The following is a 19,383-nucleotide window of genomic DNA, read 5'->3' as shown; positions in this document are numbered from 1 at the left end:
AAAATAATGTCGCGCCGATTTTCCTGATAGAAACTGCTGGGAGAGCATGAAATGAAGTCCGGATTTTTGGCCGCGGTCGCGGCTTGCAGCCTGATGCTTGCGGCGCCGGCGATGGCCCAGGGCGTCAAGATCGGCATCCTGAACGATCAGTCCGGCGTCTATGCCGACTACGGCGGCAAATATTCGCTTGAAGCCGCGCGGATGGCGGTCGAGGATTTCGGCGGCGAGGTGCTGGGACAGAAGATCGAGATCGTTACCGCCGACCATCAGAACAAGCCGGACCTTGCGACCGCGATCGCGCGGCGCTGGTACGAGGTCGAGAACGTCGACATGATCACCGAGCTCACGACGTCGTCGGTCGCGCTCGCGGTGCAGGAGCTGTCGAAGGAAAAGAAGAAGATCGACATCGTGGTTGGCGCGGCGACCTCGCGCATCACGGGCGATGCCTGCACGCCCTACAGCTTCCACTGGGCCTATGACACCCGCGCGCTCGCCGTCGGGACCGGCGGCGCGCTGACGGAGGCGGGTGGCGACACCTGGTTCTTCCTGACCGCCGACTACGCCTTCGGCTACGCGCTGGAAAAGGACACCAGCGACATCGTCGTGTCGAAGAAGGGCAAGGTGGTCGGCTCGGTCCGCGTGCCGCTCAATTCGTCGGACTTCTCGTCCTTCCTGCTGCAGGCGCAGAGCTCGAAGGCCAAGATCATCGGGCTTGCCAACGCCGGACTCGACACCACCAACTCGATCAAGCAAGCGGCCGAGTTCGGCATCGTGCGCGGCGGCCAGAAGCTTGCCGGCCTGTTGATGACGCTGTCGGAGGTGCACGGTCTCGGGCTCGAGGCGGCGCAGGGTCTCGTGCTCACCGAGGGCTTCTACTGGGACCACGACGATGCCTCGCGCGCTTTCAGCGAGCGCTTCTTCAAGCGCACCAGCCGGATGCCGAGCATGATCCATGCCGGCACCTATTCGGCGACGCTGAGCTATTTGAAGGCGGTGAAGGCCGCCGGCACCAAGGACAGCGAGGCGGTTGCCGCCAAGCTGAAGGAGCTGCCGGTCGATGACGCCTTCGCCAAGGGCAAGGTGCTCGCGAACGGCCGCATGGTGCACGACCTCTATCTGTTCGAGGTCAAGAAGCCCTCGGAGTCGAAGAAGCCGTGGGACTATTACAAGCAGATCGCCGTGGTGCCCGGCGACCAGGCCTTCTTCACTGCCAAGGAAAGCGGCTGCCCGCTGACCAAGTGAGGCGGGGCTGGTGAAACAAACATCGGTGTCGTCCCGGCCTTCGCCGGGACGACGGCGGAATATGTGGCGGCGTTACGCGTGGACCAGCCGCCACACCGCGCCGCCGATCGCGCCGACCCAGAGGATGACGCAGGCCAGCGCCTGGATGGCGAAGCCGGGGCTGCGCTTCGCCACCGCTTCGCGATAGCCGATGAAATAGACGATGCGGCCGATCACCCAGATCGCGCCGACCGCCGCGGCCGCGGCATCGCCGACATAGATCGCGAACAGCCAGAGCGACGGCAGGAAAATCGGCATCCATTCCAGCGTGTTCATCTGGATGCGGTAGATGCGCTCGAAATCCGGATTGCCCGTGATCGCCGGCAGCTTGACCCCGTAGACCGCGCGGGCGCGTGCGACTTGTAGCGCGAAGAAGAAGTGCAGCGCGACCGCAAGGCAGGTGACGATGGCGGTGTAGTGGTACATGTCAGGCGTGTCCTCTTTCCATTGGCCCCGATGTCATGACGGGACAGCGAAGCCCGGTGTGACATGCGGAGCGGCGCCAATCTTCCGTCGGCGACCTAGTATCCGGTCATCTCAAGATAGCCGATTCCGGCGTGGCTGCCTGCAAAGCGGATCGGGCCTTCCCAGTAGGGGAAGCTGGTTCCCATCCAGGCCTTCGGATTGAGCGGCGTGGTCTCGATGGCAAGGCCGCGTGCGGGCAGGCTGACGCGCCATGACGTCGGCAGCTTGCGGCCGTCGATCTCGGTGGTTGCGAGCGGCGCGATGCTGTTGCCGTCGGCGGCGATCTCGGCCGAGCGGCCGTCCGGCATGATCCAGTTGCCGAACAGGTTTTCGCGGCCGTCCTTCTGGCGCAGCCGGTACAGCATCAGCTTCTCGTCGCCGGGCAGATGCAGCGAGAACCAGTCCCAGCCGGTCTGGTCGGCCGCCAATGGCTGGCTGCTCCATTCGCGATCCATCCAGGCCATGCCCGTGACGTCGACCGGTCTGTCGTCGATCACGATGCGGCCGGACGCCTTGTAGAACGGCTGGCTGTAGTAATAGGAGGCCTGTCCGCGATCCGACTTGCGGCTGTAGCCGTGGTCGCCCTGCAGCACCAGCGCGCGGTCGGCTTCGAGCCGCAGCGCGGTGCTGAAGTCGGCGGCGGAGGCCTTGAGCTCGAGCGGCGCGACACGCTGCGCATCGAACGCATCGCGCCCGCGCAACTCCCAGGCGTCGATCCAGGCGCGGAACGGCGTGGCTTCCACAGCGGCCTGCCCGACGCCGCCGCGGGCAAAGGTCTCGCTGAAGCGGTGCGTGCCGGTGCTGGTCACGGCGGCGTGGCCCATCCAGAGCTGCTGATTGGCCCAGCCCTCGGCCGGTCCGCCCGCTTTCATCGCCTGGCGGAACAGCGTCCATTGCGCGCCATAGGCCGCGCCGCTCGTGTCGGACAGGTTGGCGGTCACGTACCACCACTCGATCCGGAATTCCGGATGCGGACCATGGTCCGCGGGGAAGGTGAACGGCTTGCCCGGCGAGACGGCGGCAAATCCTTCCGCCGTCTCGCCGAGCCCGGCAAAGCCCTGCGCGAACGTCTTGCCGCCGAGCGCCAGCCCCAGCGCACCGCCGGCAAAGGCGCGACGGGTGATGGTGCCGCTAGCGCTCATTGACAAAGATCCTGATCAGGCTGGCCGGCTGCATGCGGGCCAGCCTCACGACCGGAAGCGCCGCGGCACAGAATGCAGCGGCCAGCGCCACCGCGAGCAGCTCGAGCAGCTGCAGCGGGAAGACGTGGAACGGCAGCCGCCAGCCGAACGCCTTGACGTTGACGATCGCAAGCAGGCACCACGCCACCAGAAGGCCGAGCGGCAGCGCGAACAGCGCAGTGATCAGCGCGACCGCCATGGTCTTCAACAGCTCGAGCGCGGCGAGCCGCCGCCGCGTCAGGCCGATCGCCCAGAGCGGCGCCAGCTGCGGCAGCCGCGAATTGGCCAGCGTGAGCAGGCTGGTCAAAAGCGCGATGCCGGCGACGCCGAGCGTGAAGGCGTTGAGCGCCGCGGTTACCGAGAAGGTGCGGTTGAACACCCGCTTCGATTCCATTTTCATCCGCGCCTGGTCGGCGATGTTGCGATCATCGAGCCCGAATGTCTCCTGCAGCGCAGTGACCAGCGGTGCGATCTTGTCGGGCGCTACGCGGACGCCCATCCGCGTCATTGGCGTCTGCGGGAAGCGCCGCGTCAGCGCGGCGAAGTTGACCGCGATCTGGCCCTTGGGGTTGCCGTAATCGGCATAGATGCCGACGATCTCGAGCGGCCAGTTGCCACCGGGGGCGGGCACCTCGATACGATCGCCGATCGCCAGCTTCATCCGTCGCGACAGCTGCTCGCTGACGAGGCAGGCGTCGCCGGGCCGCAGCCGAACCCACGCATTCGCGGCGCTTTCGAGCAACGGCCAGTTGTCGCGATAGGTGGCGTGGTCGGGCAGGCCGAGCACCTCGATCGGCGCGCCGCCGAGCTGGGTGTCGGCGCGGCCGCCGGGCAGGATTGCCTGAATCTCGGGCCGGTCGCGCAGCCAGGCCTTGATCTCCTTTGCCTGCTGATCGCTGGCGGCGCTGATGTAGACGTCGGCGGCGAGCCGGCCGTCGAGCCAGACCAGGAAGGTGCGGTTAAAACTTTCCACCATGGTGCCGACGCCGACATTGACCGCGAGCGCAAGCAGCAGCGCCATCAGCGCCAGCGACAGGCCCGACAATTGCTGGCGGCTGTCGGCCCAGAACCAGATGCCGACCGGCGCCCGCGCGCTGCGCTGGCCGAACGCGAGCGCGATTTGCAGGACCATCGGCAGAATCAGCGCCGCGCCGAGCATCAGCGCGGCGAGCACGGCAAAGCCCGCGATCAGGGAATCGCCGAACCAGATCAGGCCCGCGGCGACCGCGAACACCGCAAGTGCCGCCGCGCTCTGGATGATCAGCCAGCGGCGCTGCGCCTGCTGCCAGGCCTGCGGCTGCGCCGTCGCCAGCACCGGCATCCGGATCGCCTTGGCAAGGCTCGCGGCCGCCGCGGCGAGCGCGCCCAGGATGCTGATGGCGATGCCGGCGAACCACCAGACGGGTTTGAGCGAAAGCTGCCCGGGGATCTGCGCGCCATAGAGCCCGCGCAGCGAGGCCGCGACATCCGGCAGCAAGGAAGCCGCGATGAAGTAGCCGCAGACGAGGCCGATGAGGCCGGCGACCAGCGCCAGCGACACCAGCTCGATCACCAGCACGGTGTTGAGCATTCGCGCCGAGACGCCGCAGGCGCGCAGCGTGCGCAGCATCGGCAGCCGCTGCTCGAAGGCGAGGCCGATCGCGGAGTTGACGATGAACAGGCCGACGAAGAACGACAGCAGGCCGAACGCGGTGAGATTGAGATGGAAGCTGTCGGTGAGGCGTTCGAGCTCGCTCTCGGCGCTCGGCTCGACCAGGCGGAGCTTGTCACCCGCCACGCTTTCCAGCGCTGCGTGCGGCGCTTTGGACTTGCCGACCAGCAGCCGCGAGACCTGGCCGGGCATTTTGAGGATGTCCTGCGCGATGCCGATATCGACGATCAGTGCGCCGGGCGCGAGCTCGGCCTGCACGCGCAGCGGCGGCAAGCTCGTGCCGTTGGCCTGTGGCCGCTCGCCTTCCCTGAGGCCGAAATCGCGCAGCGTTTCCAGCGCCACCAGCATTTCGCCCGGCGGCGTAACGAAGGCTTGCAGGCTGCCGCGTCCGACCGTCGGCGCGTTGCCGACCTCGGACGGCAGCGTCACCGGCTCGACGCCGAGCAGCCGGAAGCTGCGGCCGTCGATCTGGACCCGGCCCTCCAGTATTGGCGACACCGGCCAGCCGGCACGGCGCAGATCGACGAACAATGTTTGCGGGAAGGTCGCGCTGTCCTTGGCGACCAGCATCGCGGTGCGCGATCCGCCGAAGGTCGCGGCGGCGCGGTCATAGGCGATGCGCGCCTGCTGGTTCAGCGCCTGCACGCCGCTCCACAGCGCGGTGGCCGAGATCAGTCCGATCAAGAGCGTCGCGAGCTGCATCGGATGCCGCCGCCAGTGGCTGAGCAGCACCGCGAGGATCCACAGCGCGCGCCTCATGCGACGATCCCGGCATGCAGGGTGACCTGGCGGTCGAGCGTCGCCGCGAGCCGCGCGCTGTGCGTGACCATCAGGAAGCCGCAGCCGGTGCGGGTCACGAGATCTCGCGCCAGTGCCAGCACCTCGTCGGCGGTGTCCTCGTCGAGATTGCCGGTCGGCTCGTCGGCGAGCAGCAACAGCGGCTTTGGCGCCAGCGCACGGCCGATCGCGACGCGCTGCTGCTGACCGCCGGACAATTGCTCGGGATAGCGCCTGAGCAGGCTTTTCAGGCCGAGGCGCTCGACCAGTTCGTCGTGCCAGGCGGCGTCATGCCGGCCGGCGATGCGCGACTGAAACACGAGATTGTCCGCGACCGTCAGGCTCGGGATCAGGTTGAACTGCTGGAAGACGAGGCCGAGCCGGTCGCGGCGCAATTCGGCGCGGCCGGCGTCGTTAAGGCGGGAGACGACGATGTCGGCGAGGGCGATCTCGCCGCTATCGGCGGCATCGAGCCCCGCGATCAGATGCAGCAGCGTGCTCTTGCCGCTGCCGGATTCCCCCGTCAGCGCCACGCTCTCGCCGGTTGCAACGGCAAGGTCGACGCCGCGCAGCACGGCGACGTGTTCGCCGGCAGAGCGGTAACTCTTGGTCAGGCCGGTGACGCGAAGCACCGCGGCGGTCTGGTCAGATGAAGCGATGGCCGTGCCTCATTGCGGCTTCTGGTATTTCAGGACGAACTCGTCGATCGGCACCGGTGCCTTGAAGACGGGAATGTCCTTGGGGTCCTCCGCATGATGCAGGAAATCGCCCTCGGCCACCAGCTTGAAGCCGGCCGCCTCGATCTCCTGCTTCAAGGTGCTCTCCTCGATCCGGTGCAGCGTCTTGGCGACACTGGTGCCTTCGCCCGCCTTGGCCGAGTGATCCGCGATCACGAGGAAGCCACCCGGCTTGAGCGCGGCGAACATCTTCTTGTTCATCGCGGCGCGGTCGACCGGCAGATAGGCGATGTCGTGATAGAAAAAGAAGAAGGTGATCATGTCGAGGTCCTTGACCTCGGGCGGGATCGGGTCGTCATAGTCCCGCACCACATGGACCACATTCTTCATCGCCGGCGCCTTGGCGCGGGTGTCGAACCTGTCCTTGACGAAACGCTCGAGCACGGTCGCGGAATCCTGCGCGTAGACCTTGCCCGACGGGGCGACGGTGCGCGCCAACAGTTCGGTGCTGTAGCCCGCGCTGGCCGCCATGTCGAGGATCGTCATGCCGGGCTTGACGCCGGCAAAGGCGAGCATCTTGGCCGGTTGCCGGCGCTGGTCGACCTGGCGATCCGCATCGCTGCGATCGGGTGCAGCGACGATCGCGGCGTAGTCGGGATTGGCAGCGTCTTCCGCGCGAACTTGAGGCACGACAAGCAGCGCGGCGGATACGAATGCAATGCAGGCGGCCGCACGTAGGATCGATCTGTTCATGAAATAACCCCGGGCTTTTCGTTGCCCCTGAACATAGCAGCCGGGGCATGACAGTTCACCGCTCCACCGGCGCGACCGACGCGATCGTGATCAGGCCGCTGGAAGCGCTCCGGGTCGTACTTCCCCGAAGAAATGCGGTGTTGCGTTGCACGGCGAGGCGTGGCTAGCATCGCCGGACGGGGCCGATTTACGAAGCCAAAAACGAAACGACGGGGAGCCGGACATGACGACGCAAGCGACGTCCAAGAGGACGTCAGAGGGGACGCCGAAGGGCGCCTGGCAGATCACCTTCCTTCTGTTCCTGTTCATGGTGGTGAACTTTGCCGACAAGATCGTGGTCGGGCTCGCCGGCGTGCCGATCAAGAAGGAAATGGGCCTCACCCAGGAGCAGTTCGGCGATCTCGGCTCGTCATTCTTCCTGCTGTTCTCGATCTCGGCCATCGTCGTCGGCTTCATCGTCAATCGCGTCGCCACCCGCTGGGTGCTGCTGATCCTGGCGGTGATCTGGTCGCTGGCGCAATTTCCGATGGTCGGCACCGTCAGTTTCACGACGCTGGTGATCTGCCGCATCATCCTCGGCGCGGGCGAGGGGCCGGCCTTCTCGGTCGCCGCGCACGCGATCTACAAATGGTTTCCGGACGAGAAGCGCACGCTGCCGACCGCGATCCTGTCGCAGGGCTCCGCGTTCGGCGTGATCCTCGCCGTGCCCGCGCTGAACTGGATCATCGTCAATCACAGCTGGCACCACGCCTTCGGCGCGCTCGGCATCGTCGGCCTGATCTGGGCCGTCGCCTGGTTCGCGCTCGGCAAGGAAGGGCCGCTGGTGTCGACGTCTGCCGTGACGGCCGACGAGCCGCGGATTCCTTATTTGAAGCTTTTGACCTCGCGCACCTTCATCGGCTGCGTGGTGGCAACCTTCGGCGCCTATTGGGCGCTGTCGCTCGGGCTGACCTGGTTCACGTCCTTCATCATCGAGGGGCTCGGCTTCTCGCAGCACCAGGCCGGCTTCGTCTCGATCCTGCCCTGGATCTTCGGCGCGACGATCGTGCTGCTGACCGGCTGGATCTCGCAGCTGATGCTGACGCGCGGCTTCACCACCCGCGGCGCGCGCGGCGTGCTCGGATCGGTGCCGCTGATCGTCGGCGGCGCCATTCTCGCGATGCTGCCCTATGCGCCGCCCGGCGGGATCATGATCGCGCTGCTGGTGATCGGCTCCGGCCTGTGCGGCTCGATCTATGTGGTGTGCCCGCCGATGCTCGGCGAGTTCACGCCGGTGTCGCAGCGCGGCGCGATCATCGCGATCTACGGCGCGCTGTACACGATCTCGGGCATTCTGGCGCCGATGGTGATGGGCAATGTGATCCAGCACGCGGCCACGCCGATGGCCGGCTACATGTCCGGCTTCACCATCAACGCCGCGATCATGGCCGGCTCCGGCCTGCTCGGATTGCTGCTGCTGTGGCCGAATACCGAGCGGGCGCGGCTGACCGGCACGTCGCAGCCGGCAGGCACGATCAAAGGCGCGATGTCGCCGACGTAAGGGGGCGCGTGACCTTCCACCCTCCCCTCGAGGGCAGGGCTATCGCATGTGACCGAGGAGTTCGAAGAGGAACGCATCGTTCCATCCGGCGCGTTTGAGCTTGCCGCGCAGGGAGCTTGTCGTGTCCGGGTGGGCTTGGGCGACGTTGAGGGCCAGGCGCCTGAGCACGGCCAGGTTGGCCGGCCCGTTGTCCTTGCGGTTGCGGGCGAGGTCCTCGTCGAGGGTGACGTCGAGCGGCCAGTGCAGGTTATTTTCGATGCCCCAATGAGCGCGGACGATACGCAGGACGTCTTTGCGGCTGTAGGGGCGGCTCATCAGGAAGTAGCGCTCGACCGTGTCGTCCTGTCCACGCTTGCTGGTGATGCGGGCGACGGCTTTGAGGCCCGGGAAGTCGTGCTTCTTGGCCATGCCGGGAGCCGGCGCAACGAGAGCAACACGCTTGTCGGTGCGTCCATGGTCCGCATCGGTGGTAGTGAGCGAAGTCTTGCCCTTGCGTTTGACGGCGCAGATTGCGGCTTTGGCATCCTCCAACAGAGCGGGCTGGTTCGCCTTCACCGCCAGCACGTAGTCACCGCCCCGTGCCACGATCGCTTTGGCCATCGCGCGGTGGCAATGCAGGGCATCGGCCGTGACTACGCAGCCCTTGAGCTGCAGGAGCTCAAGCAACTGCAGGGCGCCATCGACTTCGTTGTTGTTCGGCGCCAGCACATTGGCAAGCGCCATGCGCGTCTGCGCCGCCCAGGCGGTCACCATCACCGGCGGCATGTGGCTCCTGCCGCGTTCGTAGCCGCGTCGCAACGCTTTGCCGTCGAGCGCGATCACACCGCGCGGCCGCTTGATCTTCGCGCCTTGCGCAAAATCCTTCATAAAACGCCGGAACGCGACCTCAAACGCCTTCGGGTCGAGCATCCGGAACACCCGACTGAACGTGTCGTGGCTCGGCAGGCCGTTCCTGAGCACCAGAACATCCTGCCAAAGGTAGGCCTTCATCCGGGCAAACAGCGCCATATCCGTGCAACTCGTCGCCCCACACAGCGTCGCCATCAGCGCGATGAACAAGATCTCGGTCAGGTCATGCAGCGCGTTGTCGGCCCGCGGGTCCGGCAAATCCTCAAAGCACTCGGCAAATCGTTGCATCGGCCGCTCCCTTCAGATCAGGAGCTGCCTTCAGAATCCCTTTCCTTCGATTTGGCAACTACTTGCATGCGCACCACATGCGATTCCCCTGCCCTCCAGGGGAGGGTGACGCGGTGGCCGCAGTTCGCATCAATGTCGAGCTCTCTGTAGCCCGGATGAAGCGCAGCGAAATCCGGGGCTGCCCCATCTGCGGACAGAGCTGCCCGGGATTGCGCTTCGCTGCATCCGGGCTACGCGCCGATCGCTGTGTCTCTCAGTTCAAGCCCTGCGCGCCGCGCACCAGTCTGCCCGGGCGCGCGCCGGTGGCCTTGCCCTCGCGCTGGGTCACGATGCCCGACACGATGGTGGCGTCATAGCCGTCGACCTGTTGCAAGAGGCGGCGGCCGCCGACCGGCAGGTCGTAATGCACCTTCGGCGGGTGCAAATGCAGCCGGTCGTAATCGATCACGTTGACGTCGGCCTTGAAGCCAGGAGCGATCACGCCGCGATCATGCAGGCCGACCGACAGCGCGGTCTTGCGCGACTGCGCCGCGACGACGAACGGGATCGAGAGCTTCTCGCCGCGGCTGCGGTCGCGCGTCCAGTGCGTCAAGAGATAGGTCGGGAAGCTGGCATCGCAGATAATACCGCAATGCGCGCCGCCGTCGGAGAGGCCGGGCACGGCACTCGGCTCGCGCAGCATCTCATGCACGGCGTCGAGATTGCCGTCGGCATAGTTCAGGAACGGCACATAGAGCATGCCGCGGCCCTCGTCAGTCAGCATTGCATCATAGGCGAGCTCTTCCGGCTGCCGGCCCTGGCGGCGCGCCTGCGGGCCGAGCGCGTTTTCCGGCGGCTGCTCGTAGTCCGGCGGATTACCCAGGAGGTACATCTTGTCGTAATTCGGCCGGAAGAACAGCGGATCGTCGGTTGCCGTCGCGCTCTCGCTCAGGATCGCCGCGCGCACCTCGGGCCGGCGCAGCTGCGCGAGCCGCTCGGCCAGCGGCAGCCTGGCGATCTCGCGATAGCTCGGATGGGTCTGGAACGGGTTGCGCGACAATTCGAGCCCGAGCAGCAGGCCGACCGGCCGCGCCGCGATCTGGGTCGTGATCGACAGGCCGCGGGCGGCGGCTTCATTGATGGTGTCCATGGTCTGCCGCCAGCGCCGCGGCGCCTTGTCAGCCTGGGCGACCGAGAACGAGATCGGGCATCTTGTGTTCTCGGCGACCCGCAGCATCATCGGCAGGTCTTCGTGCACGGTGCTCTGGTCGAGCACGAATTGCAGCACGCTGCGGCCGACGCCGTGCATCGCGCCGGCGATCGCGGTCAGTTCATCTTCGCCCGCTTTGAGCGTCGGCGTGTAGTCGCCGGTCGAGGTGCGGTGATTGAGCGTGCGCGAGGTCGAGAAACCGAGCGCGCCCGCACGCACGGCGTCGCCGGCGAGCGCCGCCATCGCCTTGTTGTCGTCAGGCGTTGCCGGATCGCGGCGCGCGCCGCGCTCGCCCATGACATAGACCCGCAGCGCCGCATGCGGCAGCTGCGCGCCGACGTCCATGTCGAAGCTGCGCTTCGACAGCCACTCCATGTAGTCGGGAAAGCTCTCCCACGCCCAGGGAATGCCGGCGGAGAGCACCGGCTCCGGAATGTCCTCGACGCCTTCCATCAGCTGGATCAGCCTGGTGTGGTCGCTCGGCCGGCACGGCGCGAAGCCGACGCCGCAATTGCCCATGATCGCCGTGGTGACGCCGTTCTGCGACGACGGCGTGATGTCCTGGCTCCAGGTCACCTGGCCGTCGTAATGGGTGTGGACGTCGACGAAGCCGGGCGCGACGAGCTTGCCTTTGGCGTCGATCTCTTCCGTGCCTTTTGCCGAGACCTTGCCGACCTCGGTGATCTTGCCGCCTGAGATCGCGACATCGGCTTCATAGAGGTCGCCGCCCTTGCCATCGGCGATCGTGCCGCCGCGGATCACGAGGTCTGGGGTCGAGGTCATGGCATTTCATCCCGAGGCTGTTTTTGGTTGACGGCATCATGGGTCAGCCCCTGATGCTGTCAACCAGCGCCGATGAAGCTCTGGGATGCGCTGGCGACGATTTGCCAGCTGGGATCGAGCGTTGCCGCCCGGCGGAAATTTGTTCCGCCGGGCAACTCGCCGCGAACCTATCGAGCGCCGAAGAACGCGGTCTTCTGGGTCTCTTCGGCCTGCAGCCTGGCGCGCACGCGCATCAGGTCCTTCCAGCCGATATAGCCGACGAGGCGCTGGTCCTCGCGGGAGATCACAGGCAGATGCGAGACGTTGACCTGCATCAGGCGATCGGCGAGCCGGTCGAGATATTCGTCGGGATAGGCGACGGTGATCTTGCTGCCGGCCAGCAGCTGCTTGAGCGTCGCGGTGCGATGCTTGCCGGCGCGGCGCCAGCGCAGCACGGAAGGCGGGTCGATCACGCCGAGCACGTTGTGGTTGGCGTCGACGACTGGAAAGCTCGGGTGAGCTGTCTTCGGGTTGGTCAGGAAGGCGGCCGCGCCGTGCAGCGTCATGGTGTCGGCGACGGTCTCGACCGCCTTGGTCATGACGTCGCGCACGCGGGTCAGCGCGAACGGATCGACGCGGTACTCACGGACCAGATGATGGCCGCGCCGCGCCACCTTCTCGGTCAGGATCGAGCGCCGCATCAGCAGCACGGTGACGCCATGCGCGGTGCCGCAGGCTGCGATCAACGGCAACAGCACATGGGTGTTGCCGGTGAGCTCGACGGCGAAGAAGGTCGCGGTCAGCGGCGAGCGCATCGTGCCGCCCATCGTCGCCGCCATCGCCAGCAACGCCCAGAAGCCGGGGCTCGCCGCCGGCAGATAGCCGCTCAGCGCCGTTCCCATCGCGCCGCCCATGATGAGCAGCGGCGCCAGCACGCCGCCCGACGTGCCCGAGCCGAGTGCGACCGACCAGATGACGGCCTTCACCACGAGCAGCAGCAGCGCGGCCTTCAGCACCACGTCGCCGCTCAGCATCGACGCGAGGTTGTCATAGCCGACGCCGAGCGCCTGCGGCTCGATCAGTCCGCCGAGGCCGACCACCAGGCCGCCGATCAGCGGCCACCACATCCAGTGGATCGGCAGCTTGAGGAAGACGTCCTCGCAGCCATAAACCAGTTGGGTGAGCACGCCCGACAGCAGCCCGGAGAGGATTCCGATCAGCATCCAGGCGCCGAGCTGCAGCACCGAGATGTCGACGCCGCCGGTGAACGGAAACAGCGGCGCGGGCATGTGCAGGAAGGTGCGTCCGACCGCCGCCACCACGGCGGCGACGGTGACGGGAATGAAGCTGCGCGGCGTCCATTCGAACAGCAACAGTTCGACCGCGAGCATGATCGCGGCGATCGGCGTTCCGAACACGGTGGTCATGCCGGCTGCGGCGCCCGCCACCAGCAGGGTCTTGCGCTCGTTGTCGCTGACCGGGAGCATCTGCGCGATCAGCGAGCCGATCGCGCCGCCGGTCATGATGATCGGGCCCTCGGCGCCGAACGGGCCGCCGGTGCCGATCGATACCGCCGACGACAAGGGCTTGAGGATCGCGACCTTGGGGTCGAGCCGGGAACGGCCGAGCAGGATGGCCTCGATGGCTTCCGGGATGCCGTGCCCGCGGATCTTCTCGCTGCCGAAACGCGCCATCAGGCCGATGATCAGCGAGCCCGCGACCGGCACCAGCACGGTCCAGAGCCCGAGCGGCGAATCCTGCAATTTCAGGTCGGCGAAGCTGAATTGGCCGAAATAGGCGATGTTGGTGGCGAGCTTGATCAGCTGCAGCAGTCCCGCACCGGCCAGCACGCCGGCGGCGGAGACGAACACGGCGATCGCCGAGATCACCACGACGCGGGGATCGGTCGTGAAGTCGCTCAGGAGGTGGCTCGCTTTGTCGCCGATCTTGGCACTGGTCTTGGCGGAGGCGCTCGATTTGGTGGAAATGACACTCATTGGTGGCGTAAGGCTCGGATGAAGTGGACGCGGGGCGTCATATCGCATTACGATATAATTACAAGCGGGAGACATCGAATGACAGCGTTGAAAGGACCGTCGAAATCGCCGAGGCAGGACCCAAAGCGGGTTCCCAACCAGGCCGATTACGAGGCGCTGTCGCAATTTCGCTATCTGATCCGCCGGTTTCTGGAGTTCAGCCAGGATGCCGCGAAGGCCGCGGGCCTGACGCCGCGGCAGCATCAGGCCTTGCTGGCGATCAGGGGGTATCCGGGCGGCGGGCCGGTTGCGGTCGGTGATCTGGCCGAACGGCTGCGGCTTCGTCACCACACCACGGTCGAACTGGTCGACCGGTTGTCCGAGGCCGGGCTGGTCGAGCGCGTGCTCGATCCCGCCGACCAGCGGCGGGTGCTGCTGAAATTAACCGGCCTTGCGGCCGATCATCTCGCCGAATTGTCGGCGGTCCATCTCGATGAGCTGTCGCGGATCGAGCCGCTCCTGAAACAGGTGCTGTCGCGACGGTCGGAATGACCGCGCCGCACGCACGACGTTCGCACGTCAGGCGCGCGGGCTGGCGGTCTCGGCCTGATACGCCGAAGCCTGCGGCTTGCGCTCGGTAACCAGAGCAAGCAGCACGGTCAGCACCATGAACACCACGGAGGCGCCGAACACCCAGTGCGGCATGTGCTGGTCCATGATCCAGCCGAACAGCAGCGGGCTGACGATGCCGCCGAAATTGAAGCCGGTGGAGACGATGCCGAAGGCGCGGCCGGCGGCGCCGGGCGGAGCCGCGTTGCGCACCATCATGTCGCGGGACGGCGCGATCACGCCGCCGAGGAATCCGGCGAGCCCCATCGCCAGCGTGAGCGCCACGGGCGGCAGGTTGAGCAGCGCAATCAGCAGCACGAGGGCGGCATTGACCGCGAAGCAAGCCGCGGCGACCTGGCTGTGGCGGTGGGTCCAGTCGGCGAGATAGCCGCCGGCGAGCACGCCGGCCGCGCTGGCGCCGAGGAACGCGGTCAGCGCGATATTGGCGGTCGAGAACGACGCGCCGTAACCGCCCATCAGTGCGACCACGCCGAAATTGTTGATGCCCGAGGTCGACAGGCTGAGCAGCGTGAAGAAGGCTGTCAGCACCATCAGCGCTGGCGTGATCACGCTCGCCTTCGATGCCGTGTCGTCCTTTGACTTATTCTTGTTGGCGCCGGCATCGGGAATGCCGAGCACGATCAGGAACAGCGCCACCAGCGGACCGACCGCGCCGGCGACGATCAGCGCGCCGAGGCCGCCGATCGAGGCCACGAGTGCCGCCATGATTGCGGGCGCAACCGCGCCGCCGAGGAAGCCGGCGAAGGTGTGGATCGAGAAGGCGCGGCCCATCCGCGCCTCGTCCATATGAGCCGAGAGGATTGCATAGTCGGCCGGATGATAGACGCTGTTGGCGAGGCCAAGCAGCACCGCGCAGACGATCAGCGACGTATAGCTGAGATGCAGGCCGAGCCCGATCAGCGCGCAACCGCCGACGGTCAGTCCGATCAACAGGATCTTGCGCGCGCCGATATGGTCGGCGAGGTAACCGATCGGCGCCTGGGTCAGCCCGGAGACCACCGCGAACACCGTCAGCGCGAGGCCGAGCTCGACATAGCCGACGCCGAGCTGCTGCTTCAGGAACGGGAACAACATCGGCAGCACGAAGATATGGAAATGGCTGACCCAATGGGCGACCGAAATCCCCGTCAGCGTGCGCAGCGCACTGTCGGCTTTCGCTTGCTGCGGTGCGGCCAGAACGTCGACCATCTGCCTGAAAACCCTAATTCCGGAAAGCCCGCCGAAAATAGAGATTGGCCGCTAATTGTCCATGAACGCGGGCGCATGGCTGCCCCCGGCACGGGCGTGCCGGATCGACACATGCGGCATTAAATGCGGCGACAAAGCACGGCAGCACGGCGATGATCGGCCATGATCGACGCCAAAAAGCAGCTCCGCGTGCTGGTGTCGGAGGGCTCCAGCACCTCCGGCCGCGAGGCGATCACGATCCTCGGCCTGGCCGGCCATCACGTCGAGGTTTGTGACCCCTCGCGCTGGTGCCTGGCGCGCTACTCCCGCTTTGTCCGCAAATACCACCATTGTCCGCCGCTGCGGTCAGATCCGGCCGGCTTCCTGCGCTTCGTCGAGCGCCTGTTGGCCTCGCGGCATTTCGATGTGCTGCTGCCGACCCATGAACAGGGCTTTCTGTTCGCTCGCGCTGCGGCGGGGCTGGCATCACGTACCGGCCTCGCGCTGCCGGATTTCGCCAGCTATCGCGCCGTGCACAGCAAGGCCGGCTTCAACCGCCTGCTCGACCGGCTCGGCCTGCCGCAGCCGCCGACCCGGATCGTGACCTCGGCCGAGGAGCTGCGCGAGGCGGTGCGGTTTCCATCCGTGGTCAAGACGTCGGTCGGCACCGCCAGCCGCGGCGTCTGGTTCGTGCGCGATACCGGCGATCTCAATCGCGCGCTCTACGACCTCGAGTCCGCGGACGATTTTGCCGGCGAGGTGCTGGCGCAGGATCTGGTCACCGGCACGGTCGAGAAGGCGCAGTCGGTGTTCTGCCACGGCACGCTTGTCGGCTTCCATGCCTACCGCCAGATTGCGGCCGGTGTGGGCGGTGGCGAGGCGATCAAGGAGAGCGTGAGCCGGCCGGCGATCCGCGCTGGCCTCGAGACCATCGGCGCGCATCTTGGTTGGCACGGTGCGCTCTCGGTCGACGTCATCATGCCGCTCGACAGCGCGACGCCGCTGTTGATCGACTGCAACCCGCGGCTGGTCGAGCCGATGAACGCCTTTCAGTCGGGCGTCGATCTGGTCGATTTGCTGCTGCGCGTCTCGCGCGGCGAGACCCCGGCGCCGCTGGCCGAGGGCCGCGCCGGGGTGCGGACGCATCTGGCGATGCAGGCGCTGCTCGGCAGTGCATCGCGTGATGGCACACGGCGTGACCTGATCCGGGAATGCGGCCGCATCGCCACGGGCGAAGGGCGCTATCGGGGAAGCAGCGAAGAGCTGACGCCGGTGCGGCTCGACTGGCTCAGCGCCGTGCCGCTGGCAATGACCACGGCGTTGCTGCTGGCATCACCGCAGATCGCCTCATCGCTGGCGCGCGGTGGTTTTGGCGCGCATCTGCTCGATCGCAGTAGTATCAGGATGATCGAGGGCGAGGATTTCGCCTAACTCTATCCCCAGGTCGTCCCGGCGAAAGCCGGGACCCATAACCACGAATGGTTATTGGTGGGCGATGGTGGAACGACGAGTCCCATTCACGACAGCCGCCGCGGAGTATGGGTCCCGGCTTTCGCCGGGACGACGCTGGGATGGATATCGTCCTACAACGGCTCGTCATCATTGCCGTAGCGGTCGAGCTTCGGCGTGGCGATGTCGCCATCCTCGTAATAGTCATCGTCCTGCAGCGCTGCGGGCGGCGGAGGTTTCTTCGACTTGTCGTCGGTCTTGTCTTTGGTCTTGGCGCCGTCCTTGCTTGTCTTTCCGGCCTTGGCCATGCGTTTCCCCTGCACGGGTCAAATCAGCTGCCGGAATTCTACTCCAGTTTGCGGACGCTTGTAACGTGATGAGAGGGTACGGCGGAGTCACACCCCGTCCCACCGGATAGCTCTAAAACGTCGCGCCGGCCTTTACCATGTAGGTGCGGCCGGGCAGCGGATAGGCCGAGAAGCGGCCCTCCGTGAACGTGCTCGCGATGGCGTAGTCGTAATAGAGCGCGTTGAACAGGTTGTTCACGCTCAGCGACCAGAAGAAGCGGTCATATTGCCCGCTCAGCTTGATGTCGGCGGTGGCGTTGCCGGGAATCCGGCTCTGGGTGTTGGCCTGGTCGTTGTCCATGATGCGCGAGCTCCAGGCCCGCACCGTGGCGTCGAACACCAGATAGTTCTGCCAGATATTCCAGGTCACGCCGAGATTGCCGGTGTAGCGCGACACCAGCGGCACGTCGTTGCCGGCCCAGATGCCTTCGCGGAAGACCGCGCGGGTGATCGCCATGCCGCCGCGCAGGGTGACGCTGTCGCTGACCTTGAGCGCCGCGCTGGTCTCCGAGCCATAGCGGCGGGTGGGGTCGAGGTTGGTGTTGAAGAACAGCACCGGGTTGAAATGGATCTCGTTCTCGAGATCCATCAGATAGACGCTGGTCTGGACCTGGAAGCGGTTGGTCCTGACGCGAAAGCCGCCCTCGACGTCCTGCGAGGTCTGGGTCTTGAGCTGGAACGTCTGCGGGATCGGGGCGAAGGTCAGCGGGTCGAATGACGGACCCGACGCGACGCGTTCGTCGACATCAGGCGTGCGGAATGCGCGCGCCGCGCGGCCGAACACCGAGAAGGTGTCGGTCAGGCGATGCTCGACACCGACATGCAGCGCGTATTGCGTCTCGTTGCTGTCGAGCGGTGCCGCCTGCGCGTCGAACGCGAACGGCGCGTTCGGGTCGTAGCGATCGCGCGCCGAGACGCTGGTGTTCTGCACGCGCGCGCCGTAGGAGAAGTCGGTCGTCGGCAGCACGCCGATCGTGTGCTGCCAGTAGCCGGCCACGGACTGCTGCTCGATATTGTAGATGTGGAACGGGTCGACGCCCCGATAGGCGCCGCGCGCCTCGCGGAAAGTCGAATCGTAATAGTCGATGCCGGTCAGGATCGTCGACGGCATCCCCAGCATCACATTCTTGACGCTGAGCCGCGGCGTGAGCGACCAGGTCTGCAGCGCGGCGTCATTGTAGGTCGAAGCGAAGCTGATGGTCGGCACCGTGCCGAAGAAGCCGCTCTGCGTCTCGCGCTGTCGCCAGCCGCCGTCGACGATCAGGTCGACGCCGTTGATCAGCGTCCTGGTGAAGCCGGCGGTGATGCTCGCGGTCTGCTGGTTGGCGTAGTCGAAGGGCGTCGCGGCGCCGCGGCGATCGGTGAGCAGCTCGTTGACGCCGATCGACGGATCGACCAGCCGTCCGCCGGGCAGGCCGAGCTTCTGGTCGCTGCCGGTGACGGTGAGGAAGGCGGTGAGATCAGGCGTGGTGTAGTTGATGTTGCCGACCGCGTTGCGCTGGTCGAGCGCATTGTTGACGCGGTAGCCGTCGGATTTGATGCCGTTGCCGTAGAGTGAGGTGGACCACGGTCCGGAATTGAGCGCCGCGGAGACCGCGGCCATGCGGGTGTTGAACGAGCCGATTCCGGCCTCGGCCCGCATCGTCGTCGGCGGGCCGCCGACGCCGGTCTTGGTGATGATGTTGACGACGCCGCCCACCGCGTTGTCGCCGTAAAGCACGGCGCCGCTGTTGCCGCGCGTGATCTCGATTCGCTCGATGGAATCGAGCGGGATCGTGGTGAGGTCGAAGCCGGCCTTGTCGACGTCGTTAAGGCGGCGGCCGTTGAGCAGGAAAAGGGTATTGTCGGTCGCGAATGCGCCGAAGCCGCGCAGGTCGACCGAGGTCTTGGCGCCGTTCGGCCCGCCATAGGGCGTTTGCAGCTGCACGCCCGGCACCTGCGCGAGGATCTCGGGCAGCGACTGCACCGGCGAATGCGCGATGTCGTTGGCGGTGATCACGGCCGAGGAGGAGCCGACAATGCCGGCGAACTGGCGGCCGCCGCCAGCGCCACCCGTTCCGTTGGCCACGCCGGTCCCTGTCGTGCCAGATCCGCTGCCGCTGCCCGTATTGTTACTCTGCGTGGTGCCCGGCGCCGGGCGGCGCGGCGCCGGCGCTTCGTCTGCGGCCGGCCTGGCGCGCGTGACGTTCTGGTCGCCCGGCTTGGTGACTTCGATCGCCGGCAGCTGATCGGGAGCGGGCGCCTGCTGCGCCCGCGCGGCGGGGACAAGGATAGCCGGCGCGATCACCGTCGACGCGAGCAGAAGCGCGCGGTGCCGCCGATGAAAAGGGAAGGAGAACATAAGCGAGGCCTCGGCAACGTCAGTGGCACGTCACCGCGAACCAGTCTCACCATCGTGCTC

General features: G+C 66.6%; 15 protein-coding genes. 4 read left to right on the top strand and 11 right to left on the bottom strand.

What is annotated here, in order from left to right:
- Window positions 1–51 precede the first annotated feature (51 nt).
- Window positions 52–1,242 carry an ABC transporter substrate-binding protein gene (locus tag JEY66_RS40900; protein WP_018269477.1) on the top strand — a complete coding sequence of 397 codons (1,191 nt, stop codon included), beginning with the start codon at window positions 52–54 and terminating at the stop codon, window positions 1,240–1,242.
- Window positions 1,243–1,314: 72 nt separating this feature from the next.
- Here the strand turns inward: JEY66_RS40900 and JEY66_RS40895 are convergent, their stop codons facing one another.
- From JEY66_RS40895 to JEY66_RS40875, 5 genes are all read right to left on the bottom strand, one after another.
- Window positions 1,315–1,707 carry an MAPEG family protein gene (locus JEY66_RS40895; protein ID WP_016839786.1) on the bottom strand — a complete coding sequence of 131 codons (393 nt, stop codon included), beginning with the start codon at window positions 1,705–1,707 and terminating at the stop codon, window positions 1,315–1,317.
- 95 nt (window positions 1,708–1,802) lie between these two features.
- On the bottom strand, window positions 1,803–2,888 hold the full coding sequence (locus JEY66_RS40890; protein ID WP_018269478.1) for a lipocalin-like domain-containing protein: 1,086 nt from the start codon (window positions 2,886–2,888) through the stop codon (window positions 1,803–1,805).
- Complete coding sequence (locus JEY66_RS40885) at window positions 2,878–5,337, bottom strand: ABC transporter permease (RefSeq protein ID WP_018269479.1); 2,460 nt, start codon at window positions 5,335–5,337, stop codon at window positions 2,878–2,880. The genes JEY66_RS40890 and JEY66_RS40885 overlap by 11 nt, the downstream gene beginning before the upstream one ends.
- Window positions 5,334–5,987 carry an ABC transporter ATP-binding protein gene (locus tag JEY66_RS40880; RefSeq protein WP_016839783.1) on the bottom strand — a complete coding sequence of 218 codons (654 nt, stop codon included), beginning with the start codon at window positions 5,985–5,987 and terminating at the stop codon, window positions 5,334–5,336. Before JEY66_RS40880 ends, JEY66_RS40885 begins: the two co-directional genes overlap by 4 nt.
- Window positions 5,988–6,023: 36 nt before the next feature.
- On the bottom strand, window positions 6,024–6,785 hold the full coding sequence (locus JEY66_RS40875) for a class I SAM-dependent methyltransferase (protein ID WP_016839782.1): 762 nt from the start codon (window positions 6,783–6,785) through the stop codon (window positions 6,024–6,026).
- Window positions 6,786–7,008: 223 nt separating this feature from the next.
- Here JEY66_RS40875 and JEY66_RS40870 point away from each other — a divergent pair, with 223 nt between their 5' ends.
- Complete coding sequence (locus tag JEY66_RS40870; protein ID WP_016839781.1) at window positions 7,009–8,325, top strand: MFS transporter; 1,317 nt, start codon at window positions 7,009–7,011, stop codon at window positions 8,323–8,325.
- Between the two features lie 39 nt (window positions 8,326–8,364).
- On the opposite strand, the gene JEY66_RS40865 is transcribed toward JEY66_RS40870, so the two are convergent.
- From JEY66_RS40865 to JEY66_RS40855, 3 genes are all read right to left on the bottom strand, one after another.
- A complete protein-coding gene (locus JEY66_RS40865; protein ID WP_018269480.1) occupies window positions 8,365–9,462 on the bottom strand; it encodes an ISAs1 family transposase in 1,098 nt (365 codons plus the stop codon).
- Between the two features lie 253 nt (window positions 9,463–9,715).
- The gene (locus JEY66_RS40860) at window positions 9,716–11,434 is read right to left on the bottom strand and encodes an N-acyl-D-amino-acid deacylase family protein (RefSeq protein WP_018269481.1); all 1,719 of its coding nucleotides are present in this window, start codon (window positions 11,432–11,434) and stop codon (window positions 9,716–9,718) included.
- Between the two features lie 167 nt (window positions 11,435–11,601).
- Window positions 11,602–13,410, bottom strand: a complete 1,809-nt coding sequence (locus JEY66_RS40855; RefSeq protein ID WP_018269482.1) for a chloride channel protein — start codon at window positions 13,408–13,410, stop codon at window positions 11,602–11,604.
- Window positions 13,411–13,488: 78 nt separating this feature from the next.
- Here JEY66_RS40855 and JEY66_RS40850 point away from each other — a divergent pair, with 78 nt between their 5' ends.
- Complete coding sequence (locus JEY66_RS40850; protein WP_016846984.1) at window positions 13,489–13,941, top strand: MarR family winged helix-turn-helix transcriptional regulator; 453 nt, start codon at window positions 13,489–13,491, stop codon at window positions 13,939–13,941.
- 27 nt (window positions 13,942–13,968) lie between these two features.
- Here JEY66_RS40850 and JEY66_RS40845 read toward each other — a convergent pair whose 3' ends face one another.
- Complete coding sequence (locus tag JEY66_RS40845) at window positions 13,969–15,207, bottom strand: MFS transporter (protein WP_016846985.1); 1,239 nt, start codon at window positions 15,205–15,207, stop codon at window positions 13,969–13,971.
- A gap of 162 nt (window positions 15,208–15,369) precedes the next feature.
- Here JEY66_RS40845 and JEY66_RS40840 point away from each other — a divergent pair, with 162 nt between their 5' ends.
- Window positions 15,370–16,617 carry an ATP-grasp domain-containing protein gene (locus JEY66_RS40840; RefSeq protein WP_018269483.1) on the top strand — a complete coding sequence of 416 codons (1,248 nt, stop codon included), beginning with the start codon at window positions 15,370–15,372 and terminating at the stop codon, window positions 16,615–16,617.
- A 152-nt stretch (window positions 16,618–16,769) separates the two neighbouring features.
- Here the strand turns inward: JEY66_RS40840 and JEY66_RS40835 are convergent, their stop codons facing one another.
- Together JEY66_RS40835 and JEY66_RS40830 are read right to left on the bottom strand one after the other, a co-directional pair.
- Window positions 16,770–16,943 (bottom strand): hypothetical protein, encoded by a 174-nt coding sequence (locus JEY66_RS40835; protein ID WP_016846987.1) that lies wholly within the window; start codon window positions 16,941–16,943, stop codon window positions 16,770–16,772.
- 112 nt (window positions 16,944–17,055) lie between these two features.
- Window positions 17,056–19,323 carry a TonB-dependent receptor gene (locus tag JEY66_RS40830; protein ID WP_018269484.1) on the bottom strand — a complete coding sequence of 756 codons (2,268 nt, stop codon included), beginning with the start codon at window positions 19,321–19,323 and terminating at the stop codon, window positions 17,056–17,058.
- Between the last annotated feature and the right edge of the window lie 60 nt (window positions 19,324–19,383).

It is taken from the genome of Bradyrhizobium elkanii USDA 76 (assembly GCF_023278185.1).
GTDB classification, from domain to species: domain Bacteria; phylum Pseudomonadota; class Alphaproteobacteria; order Rhizobiales; family Xanthobacteraceae; genus Bradyrhizobium; species Bradyrhizobium elkanii.
Note: the sequence above shows the minus strand (reverse complement) of the source record. Positions and strands in the feature narration are given on the sequence as shown.